At 36.3% G+C, this 25,395-nt stretch carries 29 protein-coding genes, 1 tRNA gene and 1 pseudogene; 22 read left to right on the top strand and 9 right to left on the bottom strand.

The annotated features are described in order from the left end of the window. Window positions 1-63 precede the first annotated feature (63 nt). The 9 genes from NQ185_RS04785 to NQ185_RS04745 all read left to right on the top strand — a co-directional run bounded on the left by NQ185_RS04785 (window position 64) and on the right by NQ185_RS04745 (window position 5,091). A complete protein-coding gene (locus tag NQ185_RS04785; RefSeq protein ID WP_257580433.1) occupies window positions 64-420 on the top strand; it encodes a DUF1360 domain-containing protein in 357 nt (118 codons plus the stop codon). A gap of 398 nt (window positions 421-818) precedes the next feature. Further along, window positions 819-1,292, top strand: coding sequence for a sporulation protein (locus NQ185_RS04780; RefSeq protein ID WP_257580432.1), 474 nt, complete (start codon window positions 819-821; stop codon window positions 1,290-1,292). 1 nt (window position 1,293) lies between these two features. Next, window positions 1,294-1,770, top strand: a complete 477-nt coding sequence (gene spoVAC, locus NQ185_RS04775) for a stage V sporulation protein AC (RefSeq protein ID WP_257580431.1) — start codon at window positions 1,294-1,296, stop codon at window positions 1,768-1,770. Further along, window positions 1,770-2,786 carry a stage V sporulation protein AD gene (spoVAD, locus tag NQ185_RS04770; RefSeq protein WP_257580430.1) on the top strand — a complete coding sequence of 339 codons (1,017 nt, stop codon included), beginning with the start codon at window positions 1,770-1,772 and terminating at the stop codon, window positions 2,784-2,786. Before spoVAC ends, spoVAD begins: the two co-directional genes overlap by 1 nt. 26 nt (window positions 2,787-2,812) lie before the next feature. Next, window positions 2,813-3,169 (top strand): stage V sporulation protein AE, encoded by a 357-nt coding sequence (spoVAE, locus tag NQ185_RS04765; protein WP_257580429.1) that lies wholly within the window; start codon window positions 2,813-2,815, stop codon window positions 3,167-3,169. A 97-nt stretch (window positions 3,170-3,266) separates the two neighbouring features. After that, window positions 3,267-3,407: a YjcZ family sporulation protein gene (locus NQ185_RS04760; RefSeq protein WP_257580428.1), complete on the top strand. Its 141-nt coding sequence runs from the start codon at window positions 3,267-3,269 to the stop codon at window positions 3,405-3,407. Window positions 3,408-3,529: 122 nt separating this feature from the next. Then, window positions 3,530-3,784, top strand: coding sequence for a sporulation-specific transcription regulator SpoVIF (gene spoVIF, locus NQ185_RS04755; protein ID WP_257580427.1), 255 nt, complete (start codon window positions 3,530-3,532; stop codon window positions 3,782-3,784). Window positions 3,785-3,944: 160 nt separating this feature from the next. Further along, a complete protein-coding gene (locus NQ185_RS04750; RefSeq protein WP_257580426.1) occupies window positions 3,945-4,160 on the top strand; it encodes a hypothetical protein in 216 nt (71 codons plus the stop codon). Window positions 4,161-4,188: 28 nt separating this feature from the next. Then, a complete protein-coding gene (locus NQ185_RS04745; RefSeq protein WP_257580425.1) occupies window positions 4,189-5,091 on the top strand; it encodes an MBL fold metallo-hydrolase in 903 nt (300 codons plus the stop codon). A 24-nt stretch (window positions 5,092-5,115) separates the two neighbouring features. Here the strand turns inward: NQ185_RS04745 and NQ185_RS04740 are convergent, their stop codons facing one another. From NQ185_RS04740 to NQ185_RS04730, 3 genes are all read right to left on the bottom strand, one after another. Further along, complete coding sequence (locus tag NQ185_RS04740) at window positions 5,116-5,541, bottom strand: GNAT family N-acetyltransferase (RefSeq protein WP_257580424.1); 426 nt, start codon at window positions 5,539-5,541, stop codon at window positions 5,116-5,118. Between the two features lie 2 nt (window positions 5,542-5,543). Next, window positions 5,544-6,059 carry a YjcG family protein gene (locus tag NQ185_RS04735; RefSeq protein ID WP_257580423.1) on the bottom strand — a complete coding sequence of 172 codons (516 nt, stop codon included), beginning with the start codon at window positions 6,057-6,059 and terminating at the stop codon, window positions 5,544-5,546. A gap of 123 nt (window positions 6,060-6,182) precedes the next feature. Then, complete coding sequence (locus tag NQ185_RS04730; protein ID WP_257580422.1) at window positions 6,183-6,902, bottom strand: alpha/beta hydrolase; 720 nt, start codon at window positions 6,900-6,902, stop codon at window positions 6,183-6,185. A gap of 184 nt (window positions 6,903-7,086) precedes the next feature. On the opposite strand from NQ185_RS04730, the gene NQ185_RS04725 reads away from it, so the two are divergent. From NQ185_RS04725 to NQ185_RS04710, 4 genes are all read left to right on the top strand, one after another. Beyond that, window positions 7,087-8,115: a TAXI family TRAP transporter solute-binding subunit gene (locus NQ185_RS04725; protein WP_257580421.1), complete on the top strand. Its 1,029-nt coding sequence runs from the start codon at window positions 7,087-7,089 to the stop codon at window positions 8,113-8,115. 99 nt (window positions 8,116-8,214) lie between these two features. After that, window positions 8,215-8,730 carry a DUF1850 domain-containing protein gene (locus tag NQ185_RS04720; RefSeq protein ID WP_257580420.1) on the top strand — a complete coding sequence of 172 codons (516 nt, stop codon included), beginning with the start codon at window positions 8,215-8,217 and terminating at the stop codon, window positions 8,728-8,730. Next, window positions 8,714-10,660 (top strand): TRAP transporter permease, encoded by a 1,947-nt coding sequence (locus NQ185_RS04715; RefSeq protein WP_257580419.1) that lies wholly within the window; start codon window positions 8,714-8,716, stop codon window positions 10,658-10,660. The genes NQ185_RS04720 and NQ185_RS04715 overlap by 17 nt, the downstream gene beginning before the upstream one ends. A gap of 348 nt (window positions 10,661-11,008) precedes the next feature. Further along, window positions 11,009-11,080, top strand: a tRNA-Val gene (locus NQ185_RS04710). A gap of 170 nt (window positions 11,081-11,250) precedes the next feature. Here NQ185_RS04710 and NQ185_RS04705 read toward each other — a convergent pair. The 5 genes and pseudogenes from NQ185_RS04705 to NQ185_RS04685 form a co-directional block, all read right to left on the bottom strand. Next, a pseudogene (locus NQ185_RS04705) lies at window positions 11,251-11,364 on the bottom strand (site-specific integrase); the annotation flags it as partial. 282 nt (window positions 11,365-11,646) lie between these two features. Then, window positions 11,647-12,063 carry a hypothetical protein gene (locus NQ185_RS04700; protein WP_257580418.1) on the bottom strand — a complete coding sequence of 139 codons (417 nt, stop codon included), beginning with the start codon at window positions 12,061-12,063 and terminating at the stop codon, window positions 11,647-11,649. A 6-nt stretch (window positions 12,064-12,069) separates the two neighbouring features. Next, window positions 12,070-13,077 carry a DUF3231 family protein gene (locus NQ185_RS04695; RefSeq protein WP_257580417.1) on the bottom strand — a complete coding sequence of 336 codons (1,008 nt, stop codon included), beginning with the start codon at window positions 13,075-13,077 and terminating at the stop codon, window positions 12,070-12,072. Window positions 13,078-13,490: 413 nt separating this feature from the next. Next, on the bottom strand, window positions 13,491-13,730 hold the full coding sequence (locus tag NQ185_RS04690) for a hypothetical protein (protein WP_257580415.1): 240 nt from the start codon (window positions 13,728-13,730) through the stop codon (window positions 13,491-13,493). A 162-nt stretch (window positions 13,731-13,892) separates the two neighbouring features. Continuing rightward, complete coding sequence (locus NQ185_RS04685; RefSeq protein WP_257580414.1) at window positions 13,893-14,810, bottom strand: prenyltransferase; 918 nt, start codon at window positions 14,808-14,810, stop codon at window positions 13,893-13,895. A gap of 204 nt (window positions 14,811-15,014) precedes the next feature. Between NQ185_RS04685 and NQ185_RS04680 the strand changes: the two genes are divergently transcribed. The 4 genes from NQ185_RS04680 to NQ185_RS04665 all read left to right on the top strand — a co-directional run bounded on the left by NQ185_RS04680 (window position 15,015) and on the right by NQ185_RS04665 (window position 19,066). Continuing rightward, on the top strand, window positions 15,015-16,322 hold the full coding sequence (locus NQ185_RS04680; RefSeq protein ID WP_257580413.1) for a uracil/xanthine transporter: 1,308 nt from the start codon (window positions 15,015-15,017) through the stop codon (window positions 16,320-16,322). An 11-nt stretch (window positions 16,323-16,333) separates the two neighbouring features. Next, on the top strand, window positions 16,334-17,086 hold the full coding sequence (locus tag NQ185_RS04675; RefSeq protein ID WP_257580412.1) for a (S)-benzoin forming benzil reductase: 753 nt from the start codon (window positions 16,334-16,336) through the stop codon (window positions 17,084-17,086). A gap of 66 nt (window positions 17,087-17,152) precedes the next feature. Then, window positions 17,153-18,940, top strand: a complete 1,788-nt coding sequence (locus NQ185_RS04670) for an alpha-galactosidase (RefSeq protein WP_257580411.1) — start codon at window positions 17,153-17,155, stop codon at window positions 18,938-18,940. Between the two features lie 3 nt (window positions 18,941-18,943). Further along, complete coding sequence (locus NQ185_RS04665) at window positions 18,944-19,066, top strand: hypothetical protein (protein ID WP_257580410.1); 123 nt, start codon at window positions 18,944-18,946, stop codon at window positions 19,064-19,066. A gap of 325 nt (window positions 19,067-19,391) precedes the next feature. Here the strand turns inward: NQ185_RS04665 and shc are convergent, their stop codons facing one another. Beyond that, window positions 19,392-21,269, bottom strand: a complete 1,878-nt coding sequence (gene shc / locus NQ185_RS04660; RefSeq protein ID WP_308784464.1) for a squalene--hopene cyclase — start codon at window positions 21,267-21,269, stop codon at window positions 19,392-19,394. A gap of 107 nt (window positions 21,270-21,376) precedes the next feature. Here shc and NQ185_RS04655 point away from each other — a divergent pair, with 107 nt between their 5' ends. From NQ185_RS04655 to NQ185_RS04635, 5 genes are all read left to right on the top strand, one after another. Then, window positions 21,377-22,489: a DUF2515 family protein gene (locus tag NQ185_RS04655; protein ID WP_257580409.1), complete on the top strand. Its 1,113-nt coding sequence runs from the start codon at window positions 21,377-21,379 to the stop codon at window positions 22,487-22,489. Next, window positions 22,422-22,877: a CBO0543 family protein gene (locus tag NQ185_RS04650; protein WP_257580408.1), complete on the top strand. Its 456-nt coding sequence runs from the start codon at window positions 22,422-22,424 to the stop codon at window positions 22,875-22,877. The genes NQ185_RS04655 and NQ185_RS04650 overlap by 68 nt, the downstream gene beginning before the upstream one ends. A 136-nt stretch (window positions 22,878-23,013) precedes the next feature. Next, window positions 23,014-23,868 (top strand): basic amino acid ABC transporter substrate-binding protein, encoded by an 855-nt coding sequence (locus tag NQ185_RS04645; protein WP_257580407.1) that lies wholly within the window; start codon window positions 23,014-23,016, stop codon window positions 23,866-23,868. A gap of 125 nt (window positions 23,869-23,993) precedes the next feature. Then, window positions 23,994-24,653 (top strand): amino acid ABC transporter permease, encoded by a 660-nt coding sequence (locus NQ185_RS04640; RefSeq protein WP_257580406.1) that lies wholly within the window; start codon window positions 23,994-23,996, stop codon window positions 24,651-24,653. After that, a complete protein-coding gene (locus tag NQ185_RS04635; RefSeq protein ID WP_257580405.1) occupies window positions 24,650-25,372 on the top strand; it encodes an amino acid ABC transporter ATP-binding protein in 723 nt (240 codons plus the stop codon). The genes NQ185_RS04640 and NQ185_RS04635 overlap by 4 nt, the downstream gene beginning before the upstream one ends. Window positions 25,373-25,395: the final 23 nt, after the last annotated feature.

Genomic DNA, 25,395 nt, shown 5'->3' with positions numbered 1-25,395 from the left:
AGCCAAATGAGTTACGGACAAACGCCCCCTTTTGGGAAAATAGGCAGGTTAGGAGCCAAGGAAATGGATATAACATGGATTAAATTTTTATTGATGAGTCTAGCGATATTCCGTATCACAAGACTGATTGTATTTGACCAAATAACTACTTTTATAAGAGCCCCTTTTTTAATGGAATATGAAGAAACAAATATTTTAGGGCAAAAAGAAGAATACTTAATCCCTCGTGTAGGCGGATTACGTGGTTGGATCGGAAAGCTGATTAGTTGCTATTGGTGTACAGGCGTATGGACGGCAATCGGAGTTTTTATTTTCCAGTTTTATTTTCCTGTCATTATGGATCCTGTCATCCTTATTTTTGCTTTAGCAGGAATGGCGGCCATAATTGAAACGATTATTCAAAAGCTGACATTAGACTAAATTTGCCTTTTATAAAAACAAATCACGTGTGGATTTCATAAAATGTAAAAGGTTAGATTTCAAAAATTTAGGAAGTGATTGTGATGCAAAGACCACCTAGAAGGCCAAGACCCATTGGAACAACCAAGCCGAAGAAATCCGGGTGTGGGTGCGGAAGGCCGACAAAAAAGCCTAGAAGTTATTAAAATGGGGTAGAAAAATGATTTGAAATTGGGGATGACTTCAAAAGCGAAGTCATCCCTATTCTTTTTTAACGATTAGCATTCATAATTTAGCAAATGTAGAGAAAAATATTGATAACCTTACTTATTTTCTACGCCAGCGTGTCGAGTTTCCTGCAGATTCGCTGTATTGTATAGCGATTATGAACTTAATGCTCTTATAACTGGGAGGAATCCATGGTCAAAAAAATGATTGTTACCGCTATAATATGTGTTGTATGTTTCATGAGCGGATGTTCGAATGAACCTCATGAAAAAAAGAGCGACACATCATTAGTGAAAAAAACTCAACCCGCCCCTATTGAAATCAATTACAAGAAAAAGGAAAGTTCTATTGCTTATCAGGTGAAGAAAGAAGTTAAAAAGATGGATGAAATTTATGATGTTGCAATTATTGAAGGAGATAAAAATATACTTGTTTCTTATAAAGTAAAGCATCTTCAACGATTCCGCATGAAAAAAATTGAAAAAGAATTAACTAAGTCTTTAAAAAAGAAATTTCCTAAGCATAAATTCATCGTTTCAAGTGACTATAAAATTTTCCTTGAAGCCATTCGGTTAAAGGAGAAAATAGAATACGACAATCTTTCAAATAAAGACGCGGAAAAACGCCTAAATAAAATTATTAAATTAAAAAAGGAAATGACATAATATGGCTCAAAAAAGTAAAACGAAAACTCCTGAACAAATTCAGTATGATCAAATGCAAAAAAAGCATGAACTGAAAAGACCGATTTTTAAAAATTGTATTCGTGCTTTTTTCGTTGGCGGAACGATTTGCTTAATTGGCCAGGCGATTACTTATGTTTATATTTATTACTTTGATTTTACTGAAAAAACTGCTGGAAACCCTACCGTCGCCACGATGGTTTTTATTGCGATGCTCTTAACAGGGTTCGGGGTGTATGACAGGCTTGGGCAATTTGCGGGAGCGGGAAGTGCCGTACCTGTAACAGGATTCGGTAATGCGGTCATTTCTTCAGCGATTGAGCACCGAACAGAGGGCTTTGTATTAGGGGTAGGAGGAAATATATTTAAACTTGCCGGCTCAGTTATTGTATTTGGGGTATTTTCAGCTTTTGTAGTAGCACTTATTAAAACTATATTCCTACAGTGGGGGGGATTCTAATGCTTCAGGGCTCGCAATCATGGGTTTTTCAAAATCAACCTGTCATTCTTTCTACAGGAGTGGTGGGTGGCCCTTTTGAAAAGGAATGTAGAGTAGCAAATGATTTTGATAAATTTCACGATGACCTATGGATGGGCCAGGATTCATATGAAAAAGCACAGCGGGTTCTATTGGAGGATGCGGTACAAATCGCACTAAGGAAAAAAGGAGTTAAAGAAGATGCAATTCAATTTTTTCTCGCAGGTGATTTAATCAACCAAATTACTCCTACCAGTTTTGCGGCAAGAACAAACCAAATTCCCCATCTAGGCTTATTCAGTGCATGTGCTGTGTCAACTCAAGGTCTTGCCCTGGCAGCGATGATCATAAATAATGGAGGGGCAAAGCGCATTCTAACTGGTGCGGCAAGTCATAATGCTTCTGCAGAAAAGCAATTTCGCTATCCAACTGAGTACGGAGGACAAAAACCACCTACTGCACAATGGACAGCTACTGGAGCAGGTGTAGCGTTGGTTAGTGTGAACGAAAATCTACAACATCCACATCCGAGGGTAATCTCCGCCACTATTGGAAAGGTAATTGATTTAGGACTCAAAGACCCATTTAATATGGGTGGAGCAATGGCACCCGCAGCCGTCGATACTATCCAGCGTCATTTATTTGATTTGAAAATTGATCCATCCTATTATGATTTAATTATTACAGGGGATCTTGCAGAAATTGGAAGAAATACTGCATTGGAACTATTTAATGAAAAGGGATTGTCTATCGACGAACACTTATTCCAAGACTGCGGCCTCCTTCTATATAGTCCGGAACAAGAAGTATTTGCTGGTGCAAGTGGTCCCGGATGTTCGGCAACAGTCATGTACGGCCATTTACTAAATCAAATGGCAAAAGGAGTTTACAAGCGAATTTTAGTAGTAGCAACAGGCGCTTTATTATCCCCATTATCCTTTCAACAAAAAGAAAGCATTCCATGTATTGCTCACGCAGTAGCAATTGAATACAGTTAAGCATTTTATATAGGAGGGTGAAGTGTATGCTAGCCATGTTTTTGTGGGCATTTATTATTGGTGGCTTAATTTGTGTGATCGGACAACTAATGTTTGATGCTGCAAAATTAACACCAGCGCACACTTTAAGCATTTTAGTTTGTATGGGTGCTGTTTTGGCCGGATTTGGGCTTTATGAACCACTGATTGATTTTGCTGGAGCGGGTGCGACGATTCCGATTACTAGTTTTGGGAATGCGCTTGTGAATGGAGCCATGTTGGAAGCAGAGAAACATGGAATTGTAGGTGTGATGACAGGTATGTTCGAAGTAACTTCTTCAGGAATATCAGCCGCCATTATTTTTGGTTTTATCGGAGCTCTTGTGTTTAAACCAAAAGGCTAATCGGTGCTAAAGTTTAGATTACGCTGTAAATGCCCATACAGATTACCCTTTTACCACATAAATTATTAGGGATACAACTAAAGTGAGGTGAAAGTGTATGTTTGGATATGGCGGTTTTGGAGGTTATGGTGGCTGTGGTTACGGCGGCTACGCAGGCGGCTTTGGTGGTGGAAGTGCATTTGTATTGATTGTTGTACTGTTCATCTTGCTAATCATTGTAGGAGCTAGCTTTTGCTAATGTAAAAACGTAAAAAGATGGAATACTTTAATATGGGTATTCCGTCTTTTTTTATTCTCCATTTCACTTATTGATATATACCTACATATCATATAAAGATGAAAGGGAGGGAGCGGCTAGTAATGGAAAATCAATTTTTTAAAAACATTGAAAAGAAAACGGGAGTTAACATGAATGATGTCTTTGCATTAGCAAATTCGCTGCAAAATGCTAATTTCAAAGATGAAAAAACTGTAAGAGGAATCATTAAGAGAGTATCCGAGTTGGCTAATAAACCTGTCCCGAAGGAACTTGAAGATAAAATGGTGCAAACCATTATCCAAGATGGAAATAAACTTGACTTAGGTTCAATCAGTAAAATGATAAATAATAAATAAATATGGATAATAGAAAATAGCTATACCTGATCCAAGTATTCTGAATTGTTTTGGAATTGTTTGAGTGCCTGGCACTCAAACAATTCCAGAGCAGTTATTTTTTTGTATTAAGGTTTATAACTTATATAAAAGGGAATTGTTTAAAAAAGGGGTGAGGAAAATGGGCTATATTGCCCCAATGACACAATATCAATATGTGCAATATCATGATAGGGTCAGAGCGAAGGGAGAAAAAGTTGACCCGTACCCGATTACTACAGTCCAAAAGGTAAACTTGAACACAAATTCATTCTATAATAACGTTCTGAACGAAAATACAGCAATGACAATTGAGAAATTAACAGGAAAAGGAAGACATTTCAGCGAATATGTATAAAAACATATTTGAAAGGAATGTCTTTTTTATGTTGGAGAAAATATCTGATTATTGTTTCTATATAAAAGGCCATGTAAACATTGGTTATATTACAAAAGATGGAAAAGGCTTACTGATCGACTGCGGGTTGGATAAAGGGGCTGCAAAAAAAATAATAAGAACTCTGAATGAGAACCAACTTCCTCTCGATTTTTGCATTATTACCCATGGTCATGTAGATCATTACGGGGGAGCAGCATATTTACAAAAAGAACGGGACGTGGAGCTTTTCACTTCGAAAATAGAATCCTCGTTTGTTCAAAATCCAATCCTTGAGCCAATATACTTATGGAATGGGGCAATGCCTATTAAGGAATTGAGAAATAAATTTTTAGAGGGAGAAGCTGCCAATATTTCTGATTTTTTAAATGAAGGGGTACAGAAAATTGGTCCATTCTCATTTGAGGTGCTTTCTTTTCCGGGTCATAGTTATGGACAAATTGGAATATTATTTGATGAAATCTTATTTGCCGCGGATTCATATTTTGGGAAAGATGTATTGGATAAGCACAAGGTCCCTTTTATCGTCGATGCCAAGGCAACGATAGGGACGTTGAAAAAAATTAGTGATATCCCGTGCAAGGGTGCTTTACCTGGGCATGGGGAGTATGAGGTAGAGTTCCAAAAGACAATTCAAGCGAATATTGAATGTCATGAAAATATAATATCTTTTTTATTGACGAGTTTAAAAGATGCAGAGAATGGAATCCCGATGAATCAACTGCAAACAATATTGTTTAATCAATATGTGTTAACCCCGGCAAATATCGGGTCATGGCTTTTGTATAGAACTTCCTTTACTGCCTATATTTCTTCTTTGATTGATGATGGTTTCATGTCCGTTTCAATCAAAGACCATCAACTTTCGCTAAAGCTAAAGCCTCGGTCATAATTATTTACGGACCAAGGCTTGTTCTTACGTAATATTTTTTTCCATTGTTTTATGTGGGATGCCTGCATCTAGAAACTCTTCTGAAACGACACTATATCCCAATTTCTCATAAAACGGAATCGCATAAGTTTGTGCATTAAGTTTCAGCACATTAATGCCGCTTTTTTTTGCGTAATGTTCAATTTCATTCATTAATTTTTTTCCTGCTCCAGTCCCACGTTGGTCCGATAATACACAAATGCGTTCCAATTTTCCTTTTCCTTCCAACAGCCTAAATCTACCGGCTCCGACTGGCGTGTCTTTAGAGTAAAGGACAAAATGGTCGGAGTTATTTTCAAATTCATCTATCTCAAGTTCAATAGGTACTTTTTGTTCTTCTACAAATACTGTTTTTCTTATGTTAAAAGCATCTTGAAGCTGAGCTTCCGTATTGGCTTTGACTACTATCATGTTTACTGAGGATCCCTTCCTAATCGAAATGTTTCATACACTGTCCATGAGTCATTTTCTAATTGATAGACTAAATGGAAGCGGTCAATGATTTCTTCATGATTGATTCCAAGCATACGTAAGGAACCATATACATCTGAATGCTCATCATTCGATAATTTTTGAGCAATCGTTACATGAGGAACAAAAGGATGTTCAGGTTTTCCGCCTGGGAGCTGCTCATAACAATCTTCATGAAGTCCCTTTAATTCGTTGTGATTCTCGGCTTTAAAATAGATTGTATTCGTGATAGGTTGGAATGAGCTTACTTTATGGACTTTTAAATTGAATGGTTCATACTTTTTAGCGATTTCTTCAAGTTTATCAGTCAATTTATCGGCATCCAAATCAGTATTAAAAGCCGCTTTTAAAGTTAAATGCGGTGGAATCAAAGCATAGTGGGGATCATACCGTTTTCGATAAGAGTTTGCCAAATCTTGTAATTTTTTGGATGGGAAAATAACGATGCCGTATTTCATTTTCTTTGCCTCCTTTTTTCTTACTAATGTTATGTTTTGGCAATTATAACATTCAATACCACTATATCAAATATTTGAAAAACTTTATATAGGATGCAAGTAGTTTATTTTGTGACAAAAAAATTAAGAAAACATTTTCAGCAATGCTCTTTTAACATCGGGCTGCCAATATTTCCAAGAATGTCCTCCATCAAACTCATCATAAAAAGTATTATATCCCTTTTCCTTGAATAGCTCATGAAGTTCCCTATTTGGTGTCAAAAAGTCACGATTTTTCGATACTTTGACAACTGTTTCCTCTTTCCCAATAACATGGTAAATGTCAAGATGCGAGGTGGTTTGGTGATTTTCAACAGCCTTTAGTACAGTATCATTTACAAAAGGTGAATGTAAAATAACACGCCCAAATATATTTGGGTATTTTAATGCCGCCATTAACGATACTGTTCCCGCCAAGCTATCTCCCATAAGTGTTCTACCTTTACCCATTCCCGTCGTTGGATACTCCTTGTCGATCCAAGGCACAAGTTCGTGAGATAAAAATCGAATATATGCTTGGTTTTGTTCACCAGCTGGGTGATATTTATTTCTTCTATCCGTGACACTTCTATAATGTGCCCCAACAATAATAATATTTTCCATTTTCTTTTCGGCAATCAGTTCATCAGCATATCGGGCCAAACGACCCATTTGAAAATAATCTTTACCATCCTGGACTATAAGTAAGGAATAATTGTAAAGCGGTGAAAAGGTTGCGGGTAAATATACTAATAACGATAATGTTTCATCAAGTTCATTGCTTTTAAAATCAATGTCATGAATAGTTCCTTGCGGGAATGACATTCACATTCCTCCCTATAAAACTTTATTGGTAAATATATTAACACAGATGTCATTAAGTCATGGTAAAAGATGCACGTATTGTTCTTGATATAGGTATAAAGTCTTGAAATAGGCGTTTTTTGTTCATTTAAAAGAAATATATGATAGAATTGTGAACAGAAATAACATTAAAGGAGGAGAACATATGAAAAGGAAAAGTCTTTTTATGGGCGCGGCACTATTGATCATATTGTCCATCTTCTTAACCGGTTGTGGGAGCAGTGATAAAGAAGGCGAAAAAAATAATACTGGTGGAAATAAAGGTGCAGAAAACACAGATGAAGGAAAAAAGGATTACGGGATTAAATTCTTAAGTATCGCCACTGGCGGTACGGGAGGTACGTATTATCCTCTTGGAGGTAATTTTGCGAGTTTTATTCAAGATGCAACTGGAATTGATTCCAATGCGGTAACATCCAATGCGTCTGCAGAAAATATGGCGCTTATTAAGAAGGAAGAAGTAGAGGTTGCCTTTACACAAACGGATATCGCTACATACGCAAGTGAAGGTACGATGATGTTTAATGGAGACAAGGTGGAGAATGTAAGAGGGCTTGGAACGTTGTACCCAGAAACCATTCAAATTGTTACAACTGCAAATACAGGAATTAAATCTGTGGAAGATTTAAAAGGAAAATCAGTTTCCGTTGGTGAAGCGGGTTCTGGTACGAGGGCAAATGCCGAACAAATCTTGGAAATGTATGGAATGACAGTGGATGATGTGAAAGCACGTAATTTGTCCTTTGACGATTCTACTACAGGTATTCAAGATGGAACGATTGACGCTGCCTTTATAACGGCTGGAACTCCAACAGGTGCAGTTGAAGGATTGGCTGCTACTGAAGATGTAGTCATCATCCCGCTAGATGGGGATAAGATCGATGCGTTAATTGAAAAGTATCCATATTATGCCAAAGATACAATTGCAGAAGGAACATATGGTTCAAAAGCCGATATTGAAACAGTTGCGGTTCAGGCAATGCTTGTTGTTCGCAGTGATTTGAGCGATGATTTAGTGTACGATATTACAAAAGCAATTTTCGAAAATACAGATAAAATCGGTCATGCAAAAGGTAAGCTGATTAAAACTGAAAATGCACTGAATGGTATGGGCATTGAACTCCATCCTGGTGCTAAAAAATATTTTGATGAAAATGGTGTTTCAGCAAAATAATAAGGTGGAATATAGGAATAGACCGTTTCTAACCATCCGGTCTATTCTTTCTACTTTCATTGTTTTAGGGAACCACATGTTAAATTTGGAGATTACATTGTGAGATACGTAAAAATAATTCTTTTCGCCAATATAATTTTTTTGCTTTTTTGCATACCCTTTCAAAAGTCCTTATGCTTAGAAAAAGGAAACTCTGGAAAGGTCCTCGCCTATTTTCCATTACATAAATCTAACAAAATCTTTCACATTCTATATACTCATTCCATTCATCTATCCGATGTGAAGGAGACATATACCATTTTAAAAAATAATCAAATACGCCAAATTGAATTAATGTATGAAGATATGTCAATTGGTATGCCTTCCAACGCGGAGAAAGGTGAAATTTTCGAAATGAAGGACGGGAAATATACAATTCGTAATATGAAAAGGGATTTTACTTCAATAGATATGCGTGTTGCCCAAGTAGTGGGGGACCATATATTAATGGTGGATGGACACCGAAAAAAATTCAGCTCCATTGCGGAACCAGGTTCCCATATCAAATTAAGAGTAAGGCGATTATCTTTGTGGCAGTTATGGAGAGGAGTGAATATTGTTGGTCAATCAACATGAAACATTATCAGCTGAACAACAGCAGGAAATTTTAGAAAAGTATGATCCAGATGCGGCAACAAGAAAGTTAAAAGGAACGATGGGGATCATTGTTTTTTTAGGCTTGCTTGCATTTTCAATTTTTCAACTATATGCATCCATTGCCCAGACTGTACCAAGGCAAATATTATTGTCCGTTCATTTAGGATTTGCCTTATCACTCATCTTTATTTTATTTCCAGCTAGTAGGAAAACAAGAAAAAAAGACTCAGTCGCTTGGTATGATTACATACTTGCGCTACTTGCCGTTGGTGTAGGAGCTTATTGGCCGTTGATGTTAGAAACAATCTTTAATCGAGTCGGTGTGTTGACAACTCTTGATTTAACAGTCGGAACAATTGGAATCTTATTAACGCTAGAGGCAACTAGACGTGCGGTCGGGCTGCCAATTACGATCATTGCCACATTATTTATGGCATACGCCTATTTCGGACAATCCATGCCTGGATTTTTGGCTCATCGTGGGTTGAACTTTGAAGGACTTGTCAACACAATGTTTTTCACATCTCAAGGAATTCTTGGAACACCATTATACGTATCTGCTACTTTTATTTTCTTATTTTTGCTGTTTGGAGCATTTCTTGTAAAAACAGGTGTTGGACAATATTTTAATGATTTGGCGTTATCTATTGCTGGAAGGAGAATCGGTGGACCTGCAAAAGTAGCCATTTTTTCAAGTGCCCTTCAAGGAACAATAAGTGGAAGCTCTGTTGCAAACGTTGTAACATCGGGTTCCTTTACAATACCTATGATGAAAAGACTGGGGTATAGGAGGGAATTTGCTGGAGCAGTTGAAGCAGCAGCATCGACTGGAGGTCAAATCATGCCTCCTGTAATGGGAGCTGCAGCCTTTTTAATGGTCGAGTTTATAGGAGGAATTAGCTACTGGGATATCGCGAAAGCAGCAGCCATTCCAGCGATTCTCTATTTCTCCGGAATATGGATTATGACTCACTTTGAAGCGAAAAGAGTTGGGCTTAAAGGATTGCCAAAAGAACAACTTCCAAATCGAAAAGAAGTTTTATCGAAAATCTATCTTCTCATTCCTATATTAATGGTAATTATTCTTTTAATGAGCGGAGTAAGTGTTATGAGGGCTGCTCTTTGGTCCATAGTTGGGACCATAGTCGTGAGCGCTATCCGCAAAGATACACGGATTGGATTTGCAAAAATGATTGAAGCATTGGTCGATGGGGCTCGAACAGCGTTATCAGTAGCTGCGGCAACAGCATCCGCTGGAATTATTGTAGGGGTCGTAACAAAAACAGGACTGGGGTTAAAATTAGCCAATGGGCTTGTTGGACTAGCGAATGAACAATTGTTATTAACATTATTTTTTACGATGATAACATCAATCGTGTTGGGGATGGGATCCCCAACAACAGCCAACTACGTTATTACATCGACGATTGCAGCACCCGCGATTATATTACTAGGTGTACCGGCACTATCTGCACATCTATTCGTTTTCTACTTCGGAATTGTCGCTGACATCACACCACCAGTGGCACTAGCTGCTTTTGCCGCGGCTGGAGTGGCAGGGGGAGAACCGATCCGAACAGGAGTAAATGCATCGAAACTCGCGATTGCAGCATTCGTCATACCTTATATGTTTGTACTATCACCCGAATTATTAATGATTAATACAACAATACCATATTTAATATGGGTTCTTTTCACCGCCTTCACGGGTATGTTAGCAATTGGTGCGGGCATCATCGGATATTGGTATAGAAAAATGTATTGGTTTGAGCGGATTATTGCTGTAGCAGCGGGACTGATGCTCATGTATCCAGAGGGATTGTCTGACACCATAGGCATGATTCTATTTGTCTTATTAGTTGCAAGCCAAATTATGACGAAAAATAAAGGGAAGTTTAAGTTGGCATAGTAAAATCTTACTCTCGCAGGACGAGTTGAAGCGGTCTCCAAGATTTTAGTATGAAATAAAAGATAATTCGGACTCAAATCATTTAAAACAAGGATTTGAGTCCGAAATAGAGTGTGATTCGGCCGGAAAAATAAATGCGGGAAGTTGATCTTGGCGATTACGTTGATTCAGATAATAGCAAGACAAACCGCAATCGGAAATATGGAATCATCACAGCCAATGGCTAAAGGGAGGCTGAAACAGAATGGACTAAGGAGATTGTAACAAGTAATCAAGGAATATTGAAAAATACGTTGACTGATTCCTCAGTTCATTGTATATTATTAAGTGTCCAGATTAATTACATACGATCCGATAGTTCAGTGGGAGAATACATCCTTGACAGGGATGGGGTCGGGGGTTCGAATCCCTCTCGGATCATCAGTTATAAGAAGCGTTAATCCTTTTATATATTACGGGATTGACGCTTCTTCTTTTTTTGGAGTCATCGTCCTTTTTACTGAATAATTATCTAATGCACTATTACTTCACTAAACCGTTGCAGAAGGCTTACCACTTCCTTGCGGCCATTTTTTTCTTCATTTGGGTTAGTAAATATCAAGAGTTATGCCTATTCTCGCATGTCCCAATCTCTCACTAACCACTTTAGGATTTTCCCCGATCATCATTAACAGGGTGAAATAGGTATGCCTGAAGTTATGAAATAGAAAATTTCCTAGGTCTTCATATTATCGTTTTTAATAACCATATTTTTGTTTAAATATGTACAGTGTTTGAAATTAGACAAGGAATAATAGAACTATAGGGGCATTTTGATTTAACGATAATAGATTCCAACAGTCTGATAACAATTATATCTTGGATGTGTCACATTGCTATTCAGATATATCACAACAATAGCAAAATTGGAAAACGTTGTTTTTATTCAACAGCGTTTTCTAACCTCGATTAGTTTTTTTTATAAAGAAATATTTTTTAATTAATATTCAAACAACAAATCCTGGCATCACACATATCAATGGAAGCCAAACAGGTCCTAAGAGAACACCGACAAGTCGAAAAGTCGAAGAAAAAATACATCCGAGAGTAACAAAATACCCAGTAAACAAAAAAGGGAAAAAAGTAAATTTTTCTTTTCTTTCCCCAGCATCTTTCCAAGCATCCCACATAGCAAAAAAATATAAACAAGGATAAAACATTAACCACTGATAATTAGCTTGCATGATACCTTCTTCAATTTCTCCGAGAAAGCTTAATATAATAATTTCATTGAAATTCGCTTGTACATTAATGATAACTTCTAATAGCAACAAAACAGTCCCTTTAAATAGTTTCCCGTTTAAATACTGGCCGAATCCCGGAAGTGCAATGCTCCACAACAATGCTTCTTTTCTGTTCTCCACATTGGTCTAATCCTTTGCCAAATCTTTACGATTTGCTGATAAAGGTTGCTGTTCCAACCAACCGTTTGCAATCATAATGTTTGCACCATCTTCGGAATACTTTAGAATTTCGGCCACTAAACGAGAATAATCTATTGTCAAATCACTTCTTTGACATTCGGAAATAGCTACCCCGTAATTTCCAATACCAGCATAAATCATAAGACTAAAATGAAACATCATTAACTTATCAGAAAAAGGGGATTCCTTTGATTCAGTCACATCTTGGTCATAAGACATTGGAACTGGTAAAGAACACATCTCCAAATAACTACCAAATACTTTAATATGTTTTTTTGCTATATCTTTTCCTCTTAAAAAAAATTTACGAACTTTTTCAGATTCTGTTACTTGGCTAAAAGCAATAGCTAAAGAAGTACCTAAGAAATTAGTTTGTATATTTGAATAAAGATTGGTTATTTCAGAACATGTGAGTGATCCTCTTCTCCCAAGACCTTCTACAATAAAGGATTGTTTATGGACGAATTCTACCTCTTCGGGATATGGAATTGTTGGCGGGCGTATGGCTAGTCCCTTTTCTAATAACAGTTGAGTTGCTTTTGTATTCAATTCGATTGTTTCTTTTAAGCAACTGTTAAAAAAGTCAAGAATGTCTTTACGAAAAATATTCTGTATTATTCTTCCATAGGTAGCTAATCCACCTTTTGCCATGTGCTTTATATATTTTAAATAAAAAACATCAGAAAATAAACGTCTTGCATTTAAATTAACATCGGCATTGGAGAATCCTTGTGGATTCTGTATCTTTTCTTTTGTGAATAGGGAGCGCATAAAATCAATATGTTCTTCCGATAATTGCAAAGCATAATTGACAAGAGATTTAATTTCATCATCTTCAATATATTCAAGGAAATGCTTAAAAACACAAACTGACATACTATCCGCAAGATAATTGGTCCATAAATAAGCTAACTCAGAAGAAGTTAATTTGACAATACTGTGATTATTTTCCATAAAGGCCCCTCCTATTTCTATTCAATACATTCAAGAATAATGTTCCCAAAACTAGGGAAAACAATTTATCTACACTTATGAAAACAATCATGAAAAGGGCTCAAGTTAGCCCACAGTAAAATCATACATCTAGGCTAACTAAGGCTTTAGGAAAAAATGCAATGCTCCAAAAATTTGTAGCCTAAAATTGCACAGAATTTCTAAAAACAATAAAAATAACGGAATTAATTTGTATAATTACGCATTGGAACATTGAGTTAATGGACTTAATGGAATCAATTTATACAGAAATAATATATAAAAATAGTTTTAGAGAATTGACAGGGAAGGGATGGGGGATTCGAATCCCTTTCGAATCATACAGTAAAAAGGCGCATTCCACCTTTGAATGTGCCTTTTTCGTTCTTCAATAATTAAAACCAAAAGAAATCAAAGAAACCAAAACCGAAAGGAACAAAGAATGGTGCTCCGAAAAATGGACCTCCAAAAAATCCAAACCCGTACCCTCCATAAGAATCTGAATTAAGCTCAGATATTTCTAATCCATCCTCTCTAACCTTTACAACTTTGCCGATACTCCAATCACCGTTTCCATTGCGAAAGCGTATCATCTGACCTTTAAAATGATGTCGCATTTCACGATTATTTTCCATAATGGAAACCCTCCTCTCATAAGAGACTTACAATAAGATATGAAAGGAATGCATAATTGAAAGGGCTGGTAACTAAATCTTGTCCGTTTTTCAAAGAAAAGATTGAGAAGCTTATATCTTAGTATGATCCAATTTTTAGCTTATAATAGGAAGCTTTTTGGGTTAAATGTTAAAAGTCAAAATGGATGCGACTGTCATAACAATACCGGTAATCATATAAATTTGAATTGTTTTTTGATTGGCTTCCAGAAGTTTTGGTATATCATTCATATATTTTTTAGTGATTTTAATAGATTTTATGGCAAGTGGTAAACTAATCAAACCTAATAACCAAATGGGATTCTTCAACAAAATGGCTAGTAAGGCTAAACTTACATAAGCACCACCGTATAAAAGTGCATAAATGATAAGTCCATTTTCTTTTCCAATTCTAACAAGCCAATTTCTCTTTCCTCCTTTTATATCAGCTTCATAATCTGGATATTGGTTGATCCAGAGAATGGCTGTAATAAGAAATGCAATTGGCAGACCAGCCATTACCACCTCCCAATTCCATGTACCAGTAAGTAATAGGAATGTACCACACATTATTAATGGTCCAAATGCTAATCCGACAGCGAGCTCGCCCATGCCACGATAATTTAATTTAAACGGTGGGAGGCTATAGAATACTGCTAGAGACAAACCAATTATGCCTATCCAAAATATAGAAGGTTCTCTCAATATCGCAATCAAGATGCCAATAATAAATGCGCCTAACAAAGTGAGAACTGCAATAATCCTCGTTTCTTTCATAGATAATTTTCCATCAACGATTGTTTTTTTGCCTCCGCTGAATGGATTTCTTTTATCTTCCGTAATGAAACGGTCGACACCAGTTTGGAAGTCAACAAATTCATTAACAGCATTTTTTCCAATTTCAATTAGATAGATTCCTAATAACGCAAGGACAAACCATCCAAAATCAAATGTTTTCGTGTAACCATATGACAAAGCTGCTGCGATAAACATCGGGATAGTTGACGCAATCCAAATTTTCGGATCAGATAATTGCCAAAAACCTTGCCAAATTCTTTCCATCATGGCCACCTTCAATCTAATATAGTTTTTTATTTTAGATATTGTGAAAACATTCACAATATCTATCTTTATTTTAGCATATTTTTCTAAAAAGAAAGCAATTTTTATAAATATTTTTATATTTAAGGACGTTTCTTATAGGGGAAACTAATCTGTTTTTTTGTTAAAATGAAAATTGCGGCTCAAATGGAAAGAGAGGAATTCATGCGTAAACAATCTTCTTCATTAACAACGGTATTTGCTTCTGTCCAATGGTTATTCTTTATTTTTGCTAATATTGTCGTCGTGCCGGTATCGATAGGCTTTGCGTTTGAGCTTTCTTCTGCCGATATCGCATCATTACTTAGAACATCATTGATTGTAACTGGGATTGCATGTATGCTACAGGGCTTGTGGGGACATCGTTTTCCTTTAATGGAAGGTCCGTCAGGCGTCATTTGGGGAATGTTATTGAACTTAAGTTTATCCGCTCCGGTGCTGGGCTTAAGTTTAACTGAAGTAGGAGGAGGCATTGCAACGGGGATGCTCCTTGCCGGTGCGGTAACTATTCTACTTGTTGTTTGCAATCTCATTCCATTTATTCAAAAGGTATTCAGCCCAATGGTGTTAAGTGTGTATTTATTCTTACTTACCTTTCAACTCGTGTTTGTATTTTTTAAAGGGATGTTAAAGGTAAATAGTGATGGCTCGTTGAATTTACCAATAACGTTATTTTCATTTTCTATTGCAATACTTGTAGCTCTTTTAAAAATAAAAGGGAGTAAGATGGTCGGTAACTTTTCTATTTTAATTGGAATGATTGCTGGCTGGATTCTATATCGATTTCTATTTCCACTTGAACAGCAGATAAGCTCGGGATCAGCTCATCTTTTTACATTATTCCCTTTAGGAAAACCTAATTTAGAAATTGGAATTATAGCGATTACTTTTTTAGGGTGTTTAATTAATTTGATTAATACGATTACTTCTATAAAAGCAGCCTCCAATTTATTAAAAAAGGAAGCAAAAATGAGTCAATTTAGAAATTCGTATTTATTAACAGGATTATATACATTCGCCGCATCTTTGTTTGGGCTAGTTTCATATGCTCCATTTGCATCATCTATCGGATTTTTGGAAAGTACGCAAATTTTTAGGAGAAAACCTTTTATTGTTGGCGGGGCGCTTATTTCCTTACTTGGAATCCTCCCGTACTTTTCTTTACTACTTGCTACACTACCGATAACCGTTGGGAATGCAGTTCTTTTCGTAGCATACCTTCAGCTTTTTGGAACTTCATTAAAAAGCTTGGGTGGTTACTCATTTAATTCCATTACGATTCATCGAATTGCTGCACCTATTCTCATTGGTGTTTGTTTAATGACGGTTGGAACTGAACTGTTTAGTAATTTTCCCCCTGTAATTCAGCCTCTTATAAGCAACGGGTTCATTATGGGTGTACTCATATCCATTTTTCTAGAATCCATAATAAATTGGGATACGACAGTTTTGGAGAAAAAATCTGTTGAATAGGAGAGAAGTGTATGCACGTTTATTTTATTACGGGTGCTTCAAAAGGCATCGGTCACGCATTATGCAAGGAGTTGTTGCAAGAAAATAACTTGATTGTATGTGTAGCGCGGACGAAAAGTGAAGATCTCATTCATCTTGCGAATGAAAGAAACAGTAAGCTGGTTTTTCTTGAATACGACTTGGCTAATAATTCCGGTTTAGAGGGATTAATGGAAGAAATGATTCGTCATATGTCCGAGCAGCCCCAATCCCTTACTTTAATAAATAATGCCGGAGTGATCGACCCGATAGGGCGAACAGAAGATAATGACTCAGGTGCTATTATAAAGAGCATCGCCGTTAATTTAACTGCTCCAATGATATTAACATCAGCATTTATTAAACAATTACATAGTTACCAGATTCCCAAAAAAGTCATCAATATTTCTTCAGGTGCAGGTAGAAATCCATATTCGGGTTGGAGCAGTTACTGCGCTGGAAAGGCAGGACTTGATCATTATACGCGAGTCGTTTCCGAGGAACAAAAAAGTGTGCCAAATGGAGTCAAGATCATTTCCATTGCCCCTGGAATTATAGATACAGGCATGCAAGGTAGGATTCGAGAAAGCGATAAGGAAGATTTTGAATTGATAGATCGCTTTGTAGAGTATAAAAAACAAGGCATGCTAAGTTCGCCGGAAAATACCGCCAAGAAACTTATTCAAGTTATTCATAGTGATGATTTTAATGAACTCGTGGCTGTTGTGGATGTAAGAGATTTTTAAAATATACTTAAAAGTTCTTTTATATAATAAAATTCATTCTATTAATCTAATAAATGTGGTGATAATATGACCTTTGGGATTTTATGTAATGGAAAATGGTTCACAGTAGAAGCTTTTATACAAACTTCGCAGCAGGTTCATCATTCTGATGGAAGTATTAATGAGGTAACAAAATTTATCGGCAAGGAGTTCACAGTTCATTATCATATAAAAAAGTTCAAAAGTGTGGAAGAACGTTGGCTAGTTATCGAAAACACTTCAAACGAATACCTTATTATTGAAAGAATCGATACGATATATGATCAAATACCTTTTTCCCAAAAAAATATTAAGTATTTTAAAAGTGGCTGGGGAAATGAGTATCATCCAGTTAATAATGAGCTTACAAAGCCGCTCATTCTGGAATCTAGGGCAGGGCGTTCCTCCGAAGCTATCCACCCATTTGTATTACTAGAGGGTAAGGAAAAATTATCTTTATATACAGTAGCTTGGTCAGGAAACTGGATTTTGCGATTTGAGCCGAATGTAGATGTTTTGACTATAAGTGGAGGTCTTTCCAACTGGGAATTATCAAAAACGGTAGGGCCACAGGAAAAACTAGAAAGTATCCATGTGCTTGTTGCTAAAACAGCTTCTAAAGATATGAACATATTATCTAATGAATTATCTTCTTATGGAAAACATTTTATATATCCTAAAAATGAGTTATTAGAAGACCCACTTGTAGAATGGAATCATTGGTGGAAGTATGAGGACTTAGATATAAATGAAGCAGTGTTTAAGGCGAATGTGGATGTGGCTAAGGAAATCGGTATTGATGTTTGTACGTTAGATGCAGGCTGGTTCGGTCCAAGTGATTCAGAGAGTCATTGGTTTGATTGGCGTGGAGACTGGGAACTAGTCAATACGTCAAGATTTCCATCAGGAATTAAAGCTTTAGCCAATTATGTTCATGATAAAGGAATGAAGTTTGGATTTTGGTGCGAAATAGAGGGACTAGGGAAACTGGCAAGAATAAGGGAGACACATCCATCACTTCCGGCAATGCGGGACGATGAGGACTTGGGGTATATTTGCTATGGTAATCGGGAAGCACAGGAATGGGCATTTACAATTCTCGATCCAATCATCACTGATTATGGGTGTGATTGGATTAAGTTGGATTTTAATCTAAATCCGGGAGCGGGTTGTAATCGTTGTGATCACGGTCATGATTCTGGCGACGGGCTGCTCGAACATTATAATGGATATTATCAAGTTCTTAGTCGTATTCGTGAAAAACATCCAAACATCATTTTGGAAAACTGCTCATCAGGTGGTCTACGTACAGATTTAGGAATTATGAAACAAACCCATTTAAATTTTCTAAGTGATCCGGATTATTCTTTTCATAAATTCCAGTCGTTTTGGGCTTCATCTATATTACTAGCATCGTCCAATATATTACACTGGATGTGGTCCAAATCAAGGGAAAAAAATGAAGGAGGGTATCATTTTCCGCCACTTGACTTGGAATTATGTACTAAAAAACAATTAGATTTTCATGTGCGAGCCGGTATGGTTCATCGCTTCGGACTTTCCCATCCCTTGTCCACTTACAATAAAGATGTTATCAAAAAGCTAAAAAAAGATATTCAATTTTATAAAGAGAAAGTCTTTCCATTTATTTTAAATGCCGATTTATATAGATTATCAGGACAAACTATGAATAATGGAGTAGACGGAGATTTATGGAGTGCATATCAGTACGTCATGCCGGATAGGGATAAAAGTATCGTTTTCATTTTTTGTATGGATGACAATGATAAGACGAGAAACTTTAAGTTTTTCGGACTTAATAAAAATGCCGATTAACGTTTGAAAAATATTGATGCAAATAGTGTAGAAGTATACTCTGGTGAAGAGCTAATGACAAATGGAATCTCAATACATGTTGATGAAAAGTGGGAATCGCATGTCCTGTTGATTGATCTAGTTTAAGGACAGAGAAAAAATATATCAAAAGAAATAGCAAGTGGGAATTTTTCCACTTGCTGCTTTTGTACTTTTTATTTTATGTGTATAAGATTATGATTTTATTAACACTTCAATCGGACAGCTCCAGAGATTAATGCATGACCACTGGCACTTTAACCGCTTTAATAGGACAGTTCCGCTGCTTTTTTAGTGATTATGGGGACTTTGAACGCTTCAATCGGACAACTCCATCGCTTTTTGCATGGTCAAGGTCACTTTGAATATTCCATGTGGATAAACATAACTATTTTCCCGCTTCAGATCTCAATTGCGTGGTTTCTGTTTCAAATCAATACTTCCTATCATAATTGGCCAAAGCCAATAAAGGAAAAATATATTTATAGCTATGATAACGAATGTAAAATGCGTCTCCCATTCCTTGACCGACCGGGTAATCGACAGTCCAGTCATCCTTATAAATGGCAGCCTTTAAATACTCAATTCCAGCTTGGATTTCTGGAGTAGGCTTTTCATGTACTGCAATTAATGAATCAACTGCCCAAGCGGTTTGGGTGATATTACTCGCTCCAAGAGGAAGATACATATGGTTGATATCACTTTTACACGATTCGCCCCATCCGCCATCTTTATTTTGAATGTCCTGCAACCATTTAATGGCTTTTTGAATGTTGGCGTCTTTCAGGTCCCCACCACATGCCATGAGTCCCGTAATTGCAGCCCATGTTCCGTAAATATAACAAATTCCCCAACGACCATACCATGATCCATCTTTTTTTTGATCTTTAATAATCCAGTCTTTCCCTCTATCCATCATTTTTGTGTTTTTTGGTAGATTCGTATAGTGCCCAAGAAATTCAAGTGTCCTGCCAGTTAAGTCTGCACTGCTTGGATCCCCTAGTAAAAACCTTGCTCCTTCTATAGGCAACAAATTAAATATTTTTTTGTCGACATTTCTTTCAAATGCAGGCCAGCCACCATCTGAATTTTGCATGGAAGTTACCCAATATACGCCTTTATCCCAGGAATCACGGTATCGGGTATCTTGTTGTACGAGTGGGGAAATGGCTCTTAGCGATGCGGTCGTATCATCCACATCGGGCTCTAACGTGTTAATATCTGAAAATCCCCAGCCACCGGGTGGGACCCCGGGTGCGTGAACCGCCCAATCCCCGTACTTATGTTGTTGTCTACTAAGTAAATAATCATTTGCTTTTTTTACCATTGGATCATCGGGAGAAATTCCAGCTTTTTGAAGTGTAAAGCTGATTAAGGATGTATTCCAAACATTCGCAGTCGTATATTGCATATGTGTATGCCCGTCAATTTTACATTTCATTGCTTTTAAGCCTTTGACGGCATTCACGATTATGGGATCCTTCCGTGAATGTCCTAAAGATAGTAAAGCGAAAATCATTAAAAAAGTAGCACTGAAATAGCTATAAAAAGTGCCATCTGGTTCTATACGATCAAGCATATATTGCTTTGCCCGTTGAATGGCCAATGAGTGAATGTGTTGTGGCAGGCCAATTATACTTTTAATCCCTTGTTCAATCGTTAAAAAAATGTTTCTTGAATCTCGAGTTTCTGTCCAATTGAAAAAGTCTTCAGATCTAGAAATATATAAATCTGATAAATCTGGGCTTTTTTTTGTTTTTTTACTAAATTTTTTTGCTGCTACAATCATTAGCGGAGCTAAATTTGCTCTTCCAAAAGAAGAAATATCAAAAAAATTAATTGGAAAGGACTGAGGTAAAAGAATGAACTCTACCGGTACTGGAAAGTGGATGCTTTGCGGAGTTTGTCCGGTTAATGCAAGCATGATTTTCGTAAACATATGTGCCTTTTCGATACCGCCATGATCTAATATATACTTTCTAGCCTTCATGAGCTGTTCATCATTTTTTTTATAATAGCCTGAATAAAGAAGTGAATAATAGGCTTCAACTGCCGGGGTAACATTTCCTTCTTCCTCATCGTAAAATAACTTCCATGACCCATTTTTTTCTTGCTTACTTAAAATTCTCTCGGTTAATTCCAATATTAACTCTTCATCATTTATTCCTAACGTTCTTAATAAAATAATCATGTAAGCATCAGTTGATATTCCGGTATCAAAAGCATAATCCCAAGAGCCATCAGCTAATTGGTCATTTTGAAGTGTATCTATAATGCTTCTCATATGTTGGTTTACATGATGCTTTTTCACAATAACAACTCTCCTTTAGGTTTATATCCATATACATATTCCTCAATAAAATAAAGGATTCTTTATGGGGGTGATCAATCATTTTATTTCGGAAAAAACAAAAGAAAATGGGTAAACTCCCGAAAGAATTAACTATTTTAAAGTCTGATTTAATAAAAATGCAAAGAAAGATTCCGATAAACGAGATGTTTCTAACTATGGAAGAAAAGCAAATCCTCAAAAACATTCGTTCACAAACCGCTCGCTGGAATGTAAATAATGTAACTAGAACTCAAGCCTATCTTGACTTTTTTTGCAGTAACCCTGATATCCATTGGGCGTTCCTAGGACATATGGTTTCAAGAAATGGTGGTTGGAATATGACCGATTTGAAAGGGGACCTTGTTTCAAAGCTTATGAGTGATGATACAAAAAACGTGTTTTTTTCATTTTTGGAGCGTGGAAATTGGTTGATTTTTCAAGATGCATTTCCACAGTTCTTATTGTATGAGGAATGTCGAAAAAGAAATAAAAACCTATTTTATCTTTTGCCATATTTAAATGTATCTGTTTTTATGCAAGCAAATTGGGAGCATTATTGGCAATTTGAAAATCGATATGTACTTGCGATTGCTCAAGTCATTAATGAACAAAGCTATTTGGAACACCGTATTGTTCATAATCCAAAATATAAAGATAAAGTTCTGAATTCTCTACAGTTTTTTTTACAAGATATTTTGTCCTTTAATCATATTCTATTTCCTTTTAATAATGGGAAAAGAATTACCCTGTTGGGGCAGACCCTTCATCAGTTTGACTCCTTGCACGAGAGAATTATGCTTGGTAAAAGGTTATATTATATCCTTTTTCATAGTGGGGATCAGTTTGAAAGAATTTTTCATTGGGCTCTTTCCAACCCCCATACTGGTTCTCGAAAAGATTATTGGAAAGATGTGTTTAATGATATTAATGAAGGGATACCTGGTAGGTTTTCACGTCGTCTAAAAGAATGCAACGTGAAAAAAGGGGAGGCAAAATTATATAGTCCCATATTGAGAAATGCTTGGAGTAATGTTAAACATCCTGCTGCAGAAATAGGAGATTGGTTTGTTCATTCAGATGTAATCCGTTATTTAGTAAAAGATGAAAAGAAAATCAAAGGAGAAATTGAAGGTGACTATTGTGAAGCATTGGAAAAGCTCGAACTCGCGGCAATGGCGAAAACTATCATATTTAAATAGACATAGCCCATATTTTGTTACGATTGCAATAGCTGCTTTGCTGGGAACTTTTTTAGACTTCTATTATGTTAGCAATGGTTATTATGAGTTTCCGATTCGTCCATTCCCGGAAGTCTTTTCAGTAAATATTGGCTTTACATTTTTCATCCTTCCATTTATGACATGGCTTTATTTACTTTTAATGAAGAAAATAAACAAGATAGAAAGATTAATAGTCATATTAATGATTTGTTTTCTCGTACCGTTAGGTGAAATGATTTCGGAAAAATTTGGATTTTTCAGCCATGCTAATACATGGAATCATAGTTCCTCGTTCATAGGCTATTTTCTCTATTTGATCATTATTTGGAAACTATTTCAATCGTTGAATAAAAGCCGTGATCTGTAGAGTGAAGAGACGCCTTTAAGTTAATGTTTATGAATAAATATGCAAGTAATATAAATAAAAATATAAAAAGGACTTGTAAACAAGTAAAATACAAGCTATTATACTTATATTGAATACATTACAAGGGGTTGGCAGGATGAAAGTTTCATTCAAAAAAACATTATTTGCGCTTGCCGCTAGTTCTGCATTATTGTTAGCAGCATGCGGTACATCGCAAGACGATTCTAATAAAAATGGAAGTAAGGATAATGAAAAGAAAGTACTACATGTAGGGACTGAAGCTACATTTCCTCCTTTTGAATTAGTTGAAAAGGGAGAACTTACGGGATTTGATGTTGAATTGATCCATGCTCTTGGTGAAGAAGCAGGGTATAAAATTGACATGAAAAATACAGGCTGGGATTCAATGCTAGCGGGACTCGATACGAAAGATCTAGACATCGGCATGTCAGGAATTACGATTAAAAAAGATCGTTTGGAATCATATGATTTTTCCATTCCTTATTATGAATCTGAAGGATTCTTAATTTTATTTAAGGATAATGTAGAAATTAAAAATGCCGAGGACTTGAAAAATCTAAAGGTTGGAGTTCAAAACGGAACAACTGGTGCTGAGGCAGCTGAATCAGTTGTAGGCCAAAACTCCAAAAATATTTCTAAATATGAATCTTCAGGTCTAATGTTCCAAGCTTTATTAAGCGGAAGTGTGGATGCGGCCGTAACAGACAAGCCAGTTGCAGAGGAGTATATCAAACAAAATCCTGATAGCAACATCCAGTCAGTCGAAGATAAAGAACGCTTCAAGCCTGAATACTACGGGATTGCTTTCCAAAAGGGGAGCCCTTATAAAGAAGATTTTGATAAAGCATTAAACACATTGTTCGATAATGGAAAGTATACGGAACTATACAAAAAGTGGTTTAATGAAGAACCAGATCTTGAGTCTTTAAAAGGTGCAAAAAATTATATTGAGACTTTAAAAGAAGATTGATTAAATAGAAATAAGATTCTATTATTAATGTAGTGGCTGTCTCAGGCTCTTTGCCAGTAGACAGCCGCTTTTCATGAGATGAACAATCGGAAAAAATTTTTATGTAGAAGGGAGGAGCTGCCATCATGGGAAATATTCGATTTGATATCATTATTGATTATTTACCGTTATTTATTAAAGGAACATTATTAACCCTTGGGTTTACAATTGCCGGTATTTCTTTAGGTCTTATATTAGGATTGATCATCGGATTAGGGAAAATGTCAGACAAATCATTCATTCGCTTTCCTTTTGTCTGGTATATTAACTTTTTTAGAGGTACACCATTCCTCGTACAAATACTCTTAATGCATTTTGCCATTGTTCCACTTTTTATGGCTCCGGCCAATCCAATCGTTTCGGCTATTATCGCCTTAGCTTTAAATTCAGCAGCTTATATTTCTGAAATATTTCGTGCGGGAATTCAGTCCATTGATAAAGGACAAACAGAAGCAGCTCGTTCTCTTGGAATGACGCATGCTCAAGCAATGAGGCATGTTATTTTGCCACAGGCAATTAAACGGATGATTCCACCGCTTGGAAATGAATTTATTACGTTATTAAAAGAAACGTCACTTGCGGCTATCATTGCTGCACCTGAATTAATGTATTGGGGACGCGTTGCTGGTTCACAATATATGAGGGTGTGGGAGCCTTATATTTTTGTTTCCCTCATTTATTTAGTATTAACGTTATCACTTACTTACTTAATGGATCGAATTGAAAGGAGACTGAAGACCGAATGATCTCCGTAAAACATTTAAAGAAATCTTTTGGGAATAACGAAGTATTAAAAGATATATCACTTGAAGTTAAGCCTCAGGAAGTAGTAGTGGTTATTGGCCCTTCAGGATCTGGAAAGTCTACTTTTATTCGTTGTTTAAATTTACTTGAATCAGTTTCTGGTGGCCAAGTAGTTGTAACTGGAAAAGACTTAACGGATAAAAAGACAGATATTAATGAAATTCGAAAAAACGTTGGAATGGTTTTTCAGCATTTTAATTTATTTCCTCATAAAACAATTTTGCAAAACATTACGCTTGCTCCGATCAATGTTAAAGGAATGAAAAAAGAGGATGCTGAAAAAAAAGCAAAGGAACTTTTAGCAAAGGTAGGCTTGTCTGATAAAGCTTCTGCCTATCCAGATTCACTTTCAGGAGGTCAAAAACAACGTGTTGCTATCGCTAGAGCATTAGCAATGGAGCCGAAAATTATGTTGTTTGATGAACCGACGTCTGCACTAGATCCTGAGATGGTTGGAGAAGTACTTGAAGTTATGAAGCAGCTTGCAAAAGAAGGCATGACGATGATTGTCGTAACACATGAAATGGGCTTTGCTCGTGAAGTCGGCGACCGTGTCATTTTTATGGATAATGGCTATATCGTGGAAGAAAACGTACCGAATGAGCTATTTTCCAATCCACAGCATGAACGAACACAGTCATTTTTAAGTAAAGTCCTTTAAATTTAGAAGGCGTCTATTTCAAT

It is taken from the genome of Lederbergia panacisoli, assembly GCF_024626525.1.
Taxonomy (GTDB): Bacteria; Bacillota; Bacilli; order Bacillales; family Bacillaceae_C; genus Lederbergia; species Lederbergia panacisoli.
This window is presented reverse-complemented; position numbering and strand designations above follow the sequence as displayed.

Bases quoted from the DNA above. Each gene is read 5' to 3' on its own strand.
- NQ185_RS04785 (WP_257580433.1), top strand. From the start codon at position 64: ATGGATATAACATGGATTAAATTTTTATTGATGAGTCTAGCGATATTC.
- NQ185_RS04780 (WP_257580432.1), top strand. From the start codon at position 819: ATGGTCAAAAAAATGATTGTTACCGCTATAATATGTGTTGTATGTTTC.
- spoVAC (WP_257580431.1), top strand. From the start codon at position 1,294: ATGGCTCAAAAAAGTAAAACGAAAACTCCTGAACAAATTCAGTATGAT.
- spoVAD (WP_257580430.1), top strand. From the start codon at position 1,770: ATGCTTCAGGGCTCGCAATCATGGGTTTTTCAAAATCAACCTGTCATT.
- spoVAE (WP_257580429.1), top strand. From the start codon at position 2,813: ATGCTAGCCATGTTTTTGTGGGCATTTATTATTGGTGGCTTAATTTGT.
- NQ185_RS04760 (WP_257580428.1), top strand. From the start codon at position 3,267: ATGTTTGGATATGGCGGTTTTGGAGGTTATGGTGGCTGTGGTTACGGC.
- spoVIF (WP_257580427.1), top strand. From the start codon at position 3,530: ATGGAAAATCAATTTTTTAAAAACATTGAAAAGAAAACGGGAGTTAAC.
- NQ185_RS04750 (WP_257580426.1), top strand. From the start codon at position 3,945: ATGGGCTATATTGCCCCAATGACACAATATCAATATGTGCAATATCAT.
- NQ185_RS04745 (WP_257580425.1), top strand. From the start codon at position 4,189: ATGTTGGAGAAAATATCTGATTATTGTTTCTATATAAAAGGCCATGTA.
- NQ185_RS04740 (WP_257580424.1), bottom strand. From the start codon at position 5,541: ATGATAGTAGTCAAAGCCAATACGGAAGCTCAGCTTCAAGATGCTTTT.
- NQ185_RS04735 (WP_257580423.1), bottom strand. From the start codon at position 6,059: ATGAAATACGGCATCGTTATTTTCCCATCCAAAAAATTACAAGATTTG.
- NQ185_RS04730 (WP_257580422.1), bottom strand. From the start codon at position 6,902: ATGTCATTCCCGCAAGGAACTATTCATGACATTGATTTTAAAAGCAAT.
- NQ185_RS04725 (WP_257580421.1), top strand. From the start codon at position 7,087: ATGAAAAGGAAAAGTCTTTTTATGGGCGCGGCACTATTGATCATATTG.
- NQ185_RS04695 (WP_257580417.1), bottom strand. From the start codon at position 13,077: ATGGAAAATAATCACAGTATTGTCAAATTAACTTCTTCTGAGTTAGCT.
- NQ185_RS04690 (WP_257580415.1), bottom strand. From the start codon at position 13,730: ATGGAAAATAATCGTGAAATGCGACATCATTTTAAAGGTCAGATGATA.
- NQ185_RS04685 (WP_257580414.1), bottom strand. From the start codon at position 14,810: ATGGAAAGAATTTGGCAAGGTTTTTGGCAATTATCTGATCCGAAAATT.
- NQ185_RS04680 (WP_257580413.1), top strand. From the start codon at position 15,015: ATGCGTAAACAATCTTCTTCATTAACAACGGTATTTGCTTCTGTCCAA.
- NQ185_RS04675 (WP_257580412.1), top strand. From the start codon at position 16,334: ATGCACGTTTATTTTATTACGGGTGCTTCAAAAGGCATCGGTCACGCA.
- NQ185_RS04670 (WP_257580411.1), top strand. From the start codon at position 17,153: ATGACCTTTGGGATTTTATGTAATGGAAAATGGTTCACAGTAGAAGCT.
- NQ185_RS04655 (WP_257580409.1), top strand. From the start codon at position 21,377: ATGGGTAAACTCCCGAAAGAATTAACTATTTTAAAGTCTGATTTAATA.
- NQ185_RS04645 (WP_257580407.1), top strand. From the start codon at position 23,014: ATGAAAGTTTCATTCAAAAAAACATTATTTGCGCTTGCCGCTAGTTCT.
- NQ185_RS04640 (WP_257580406.1), top strand. From the start codon at position 23,994: ATGGGAAATATTCGATTTGATATCATTATTGATTATTTACCGTTATTT.
- NQ185_RS04635 (WP_257580405.1), top strand. From the start codon at position 24,650: ATGATCTCCGTAAAACATTTAAAGAAATCTTTTGGGAATAACGAAGTA.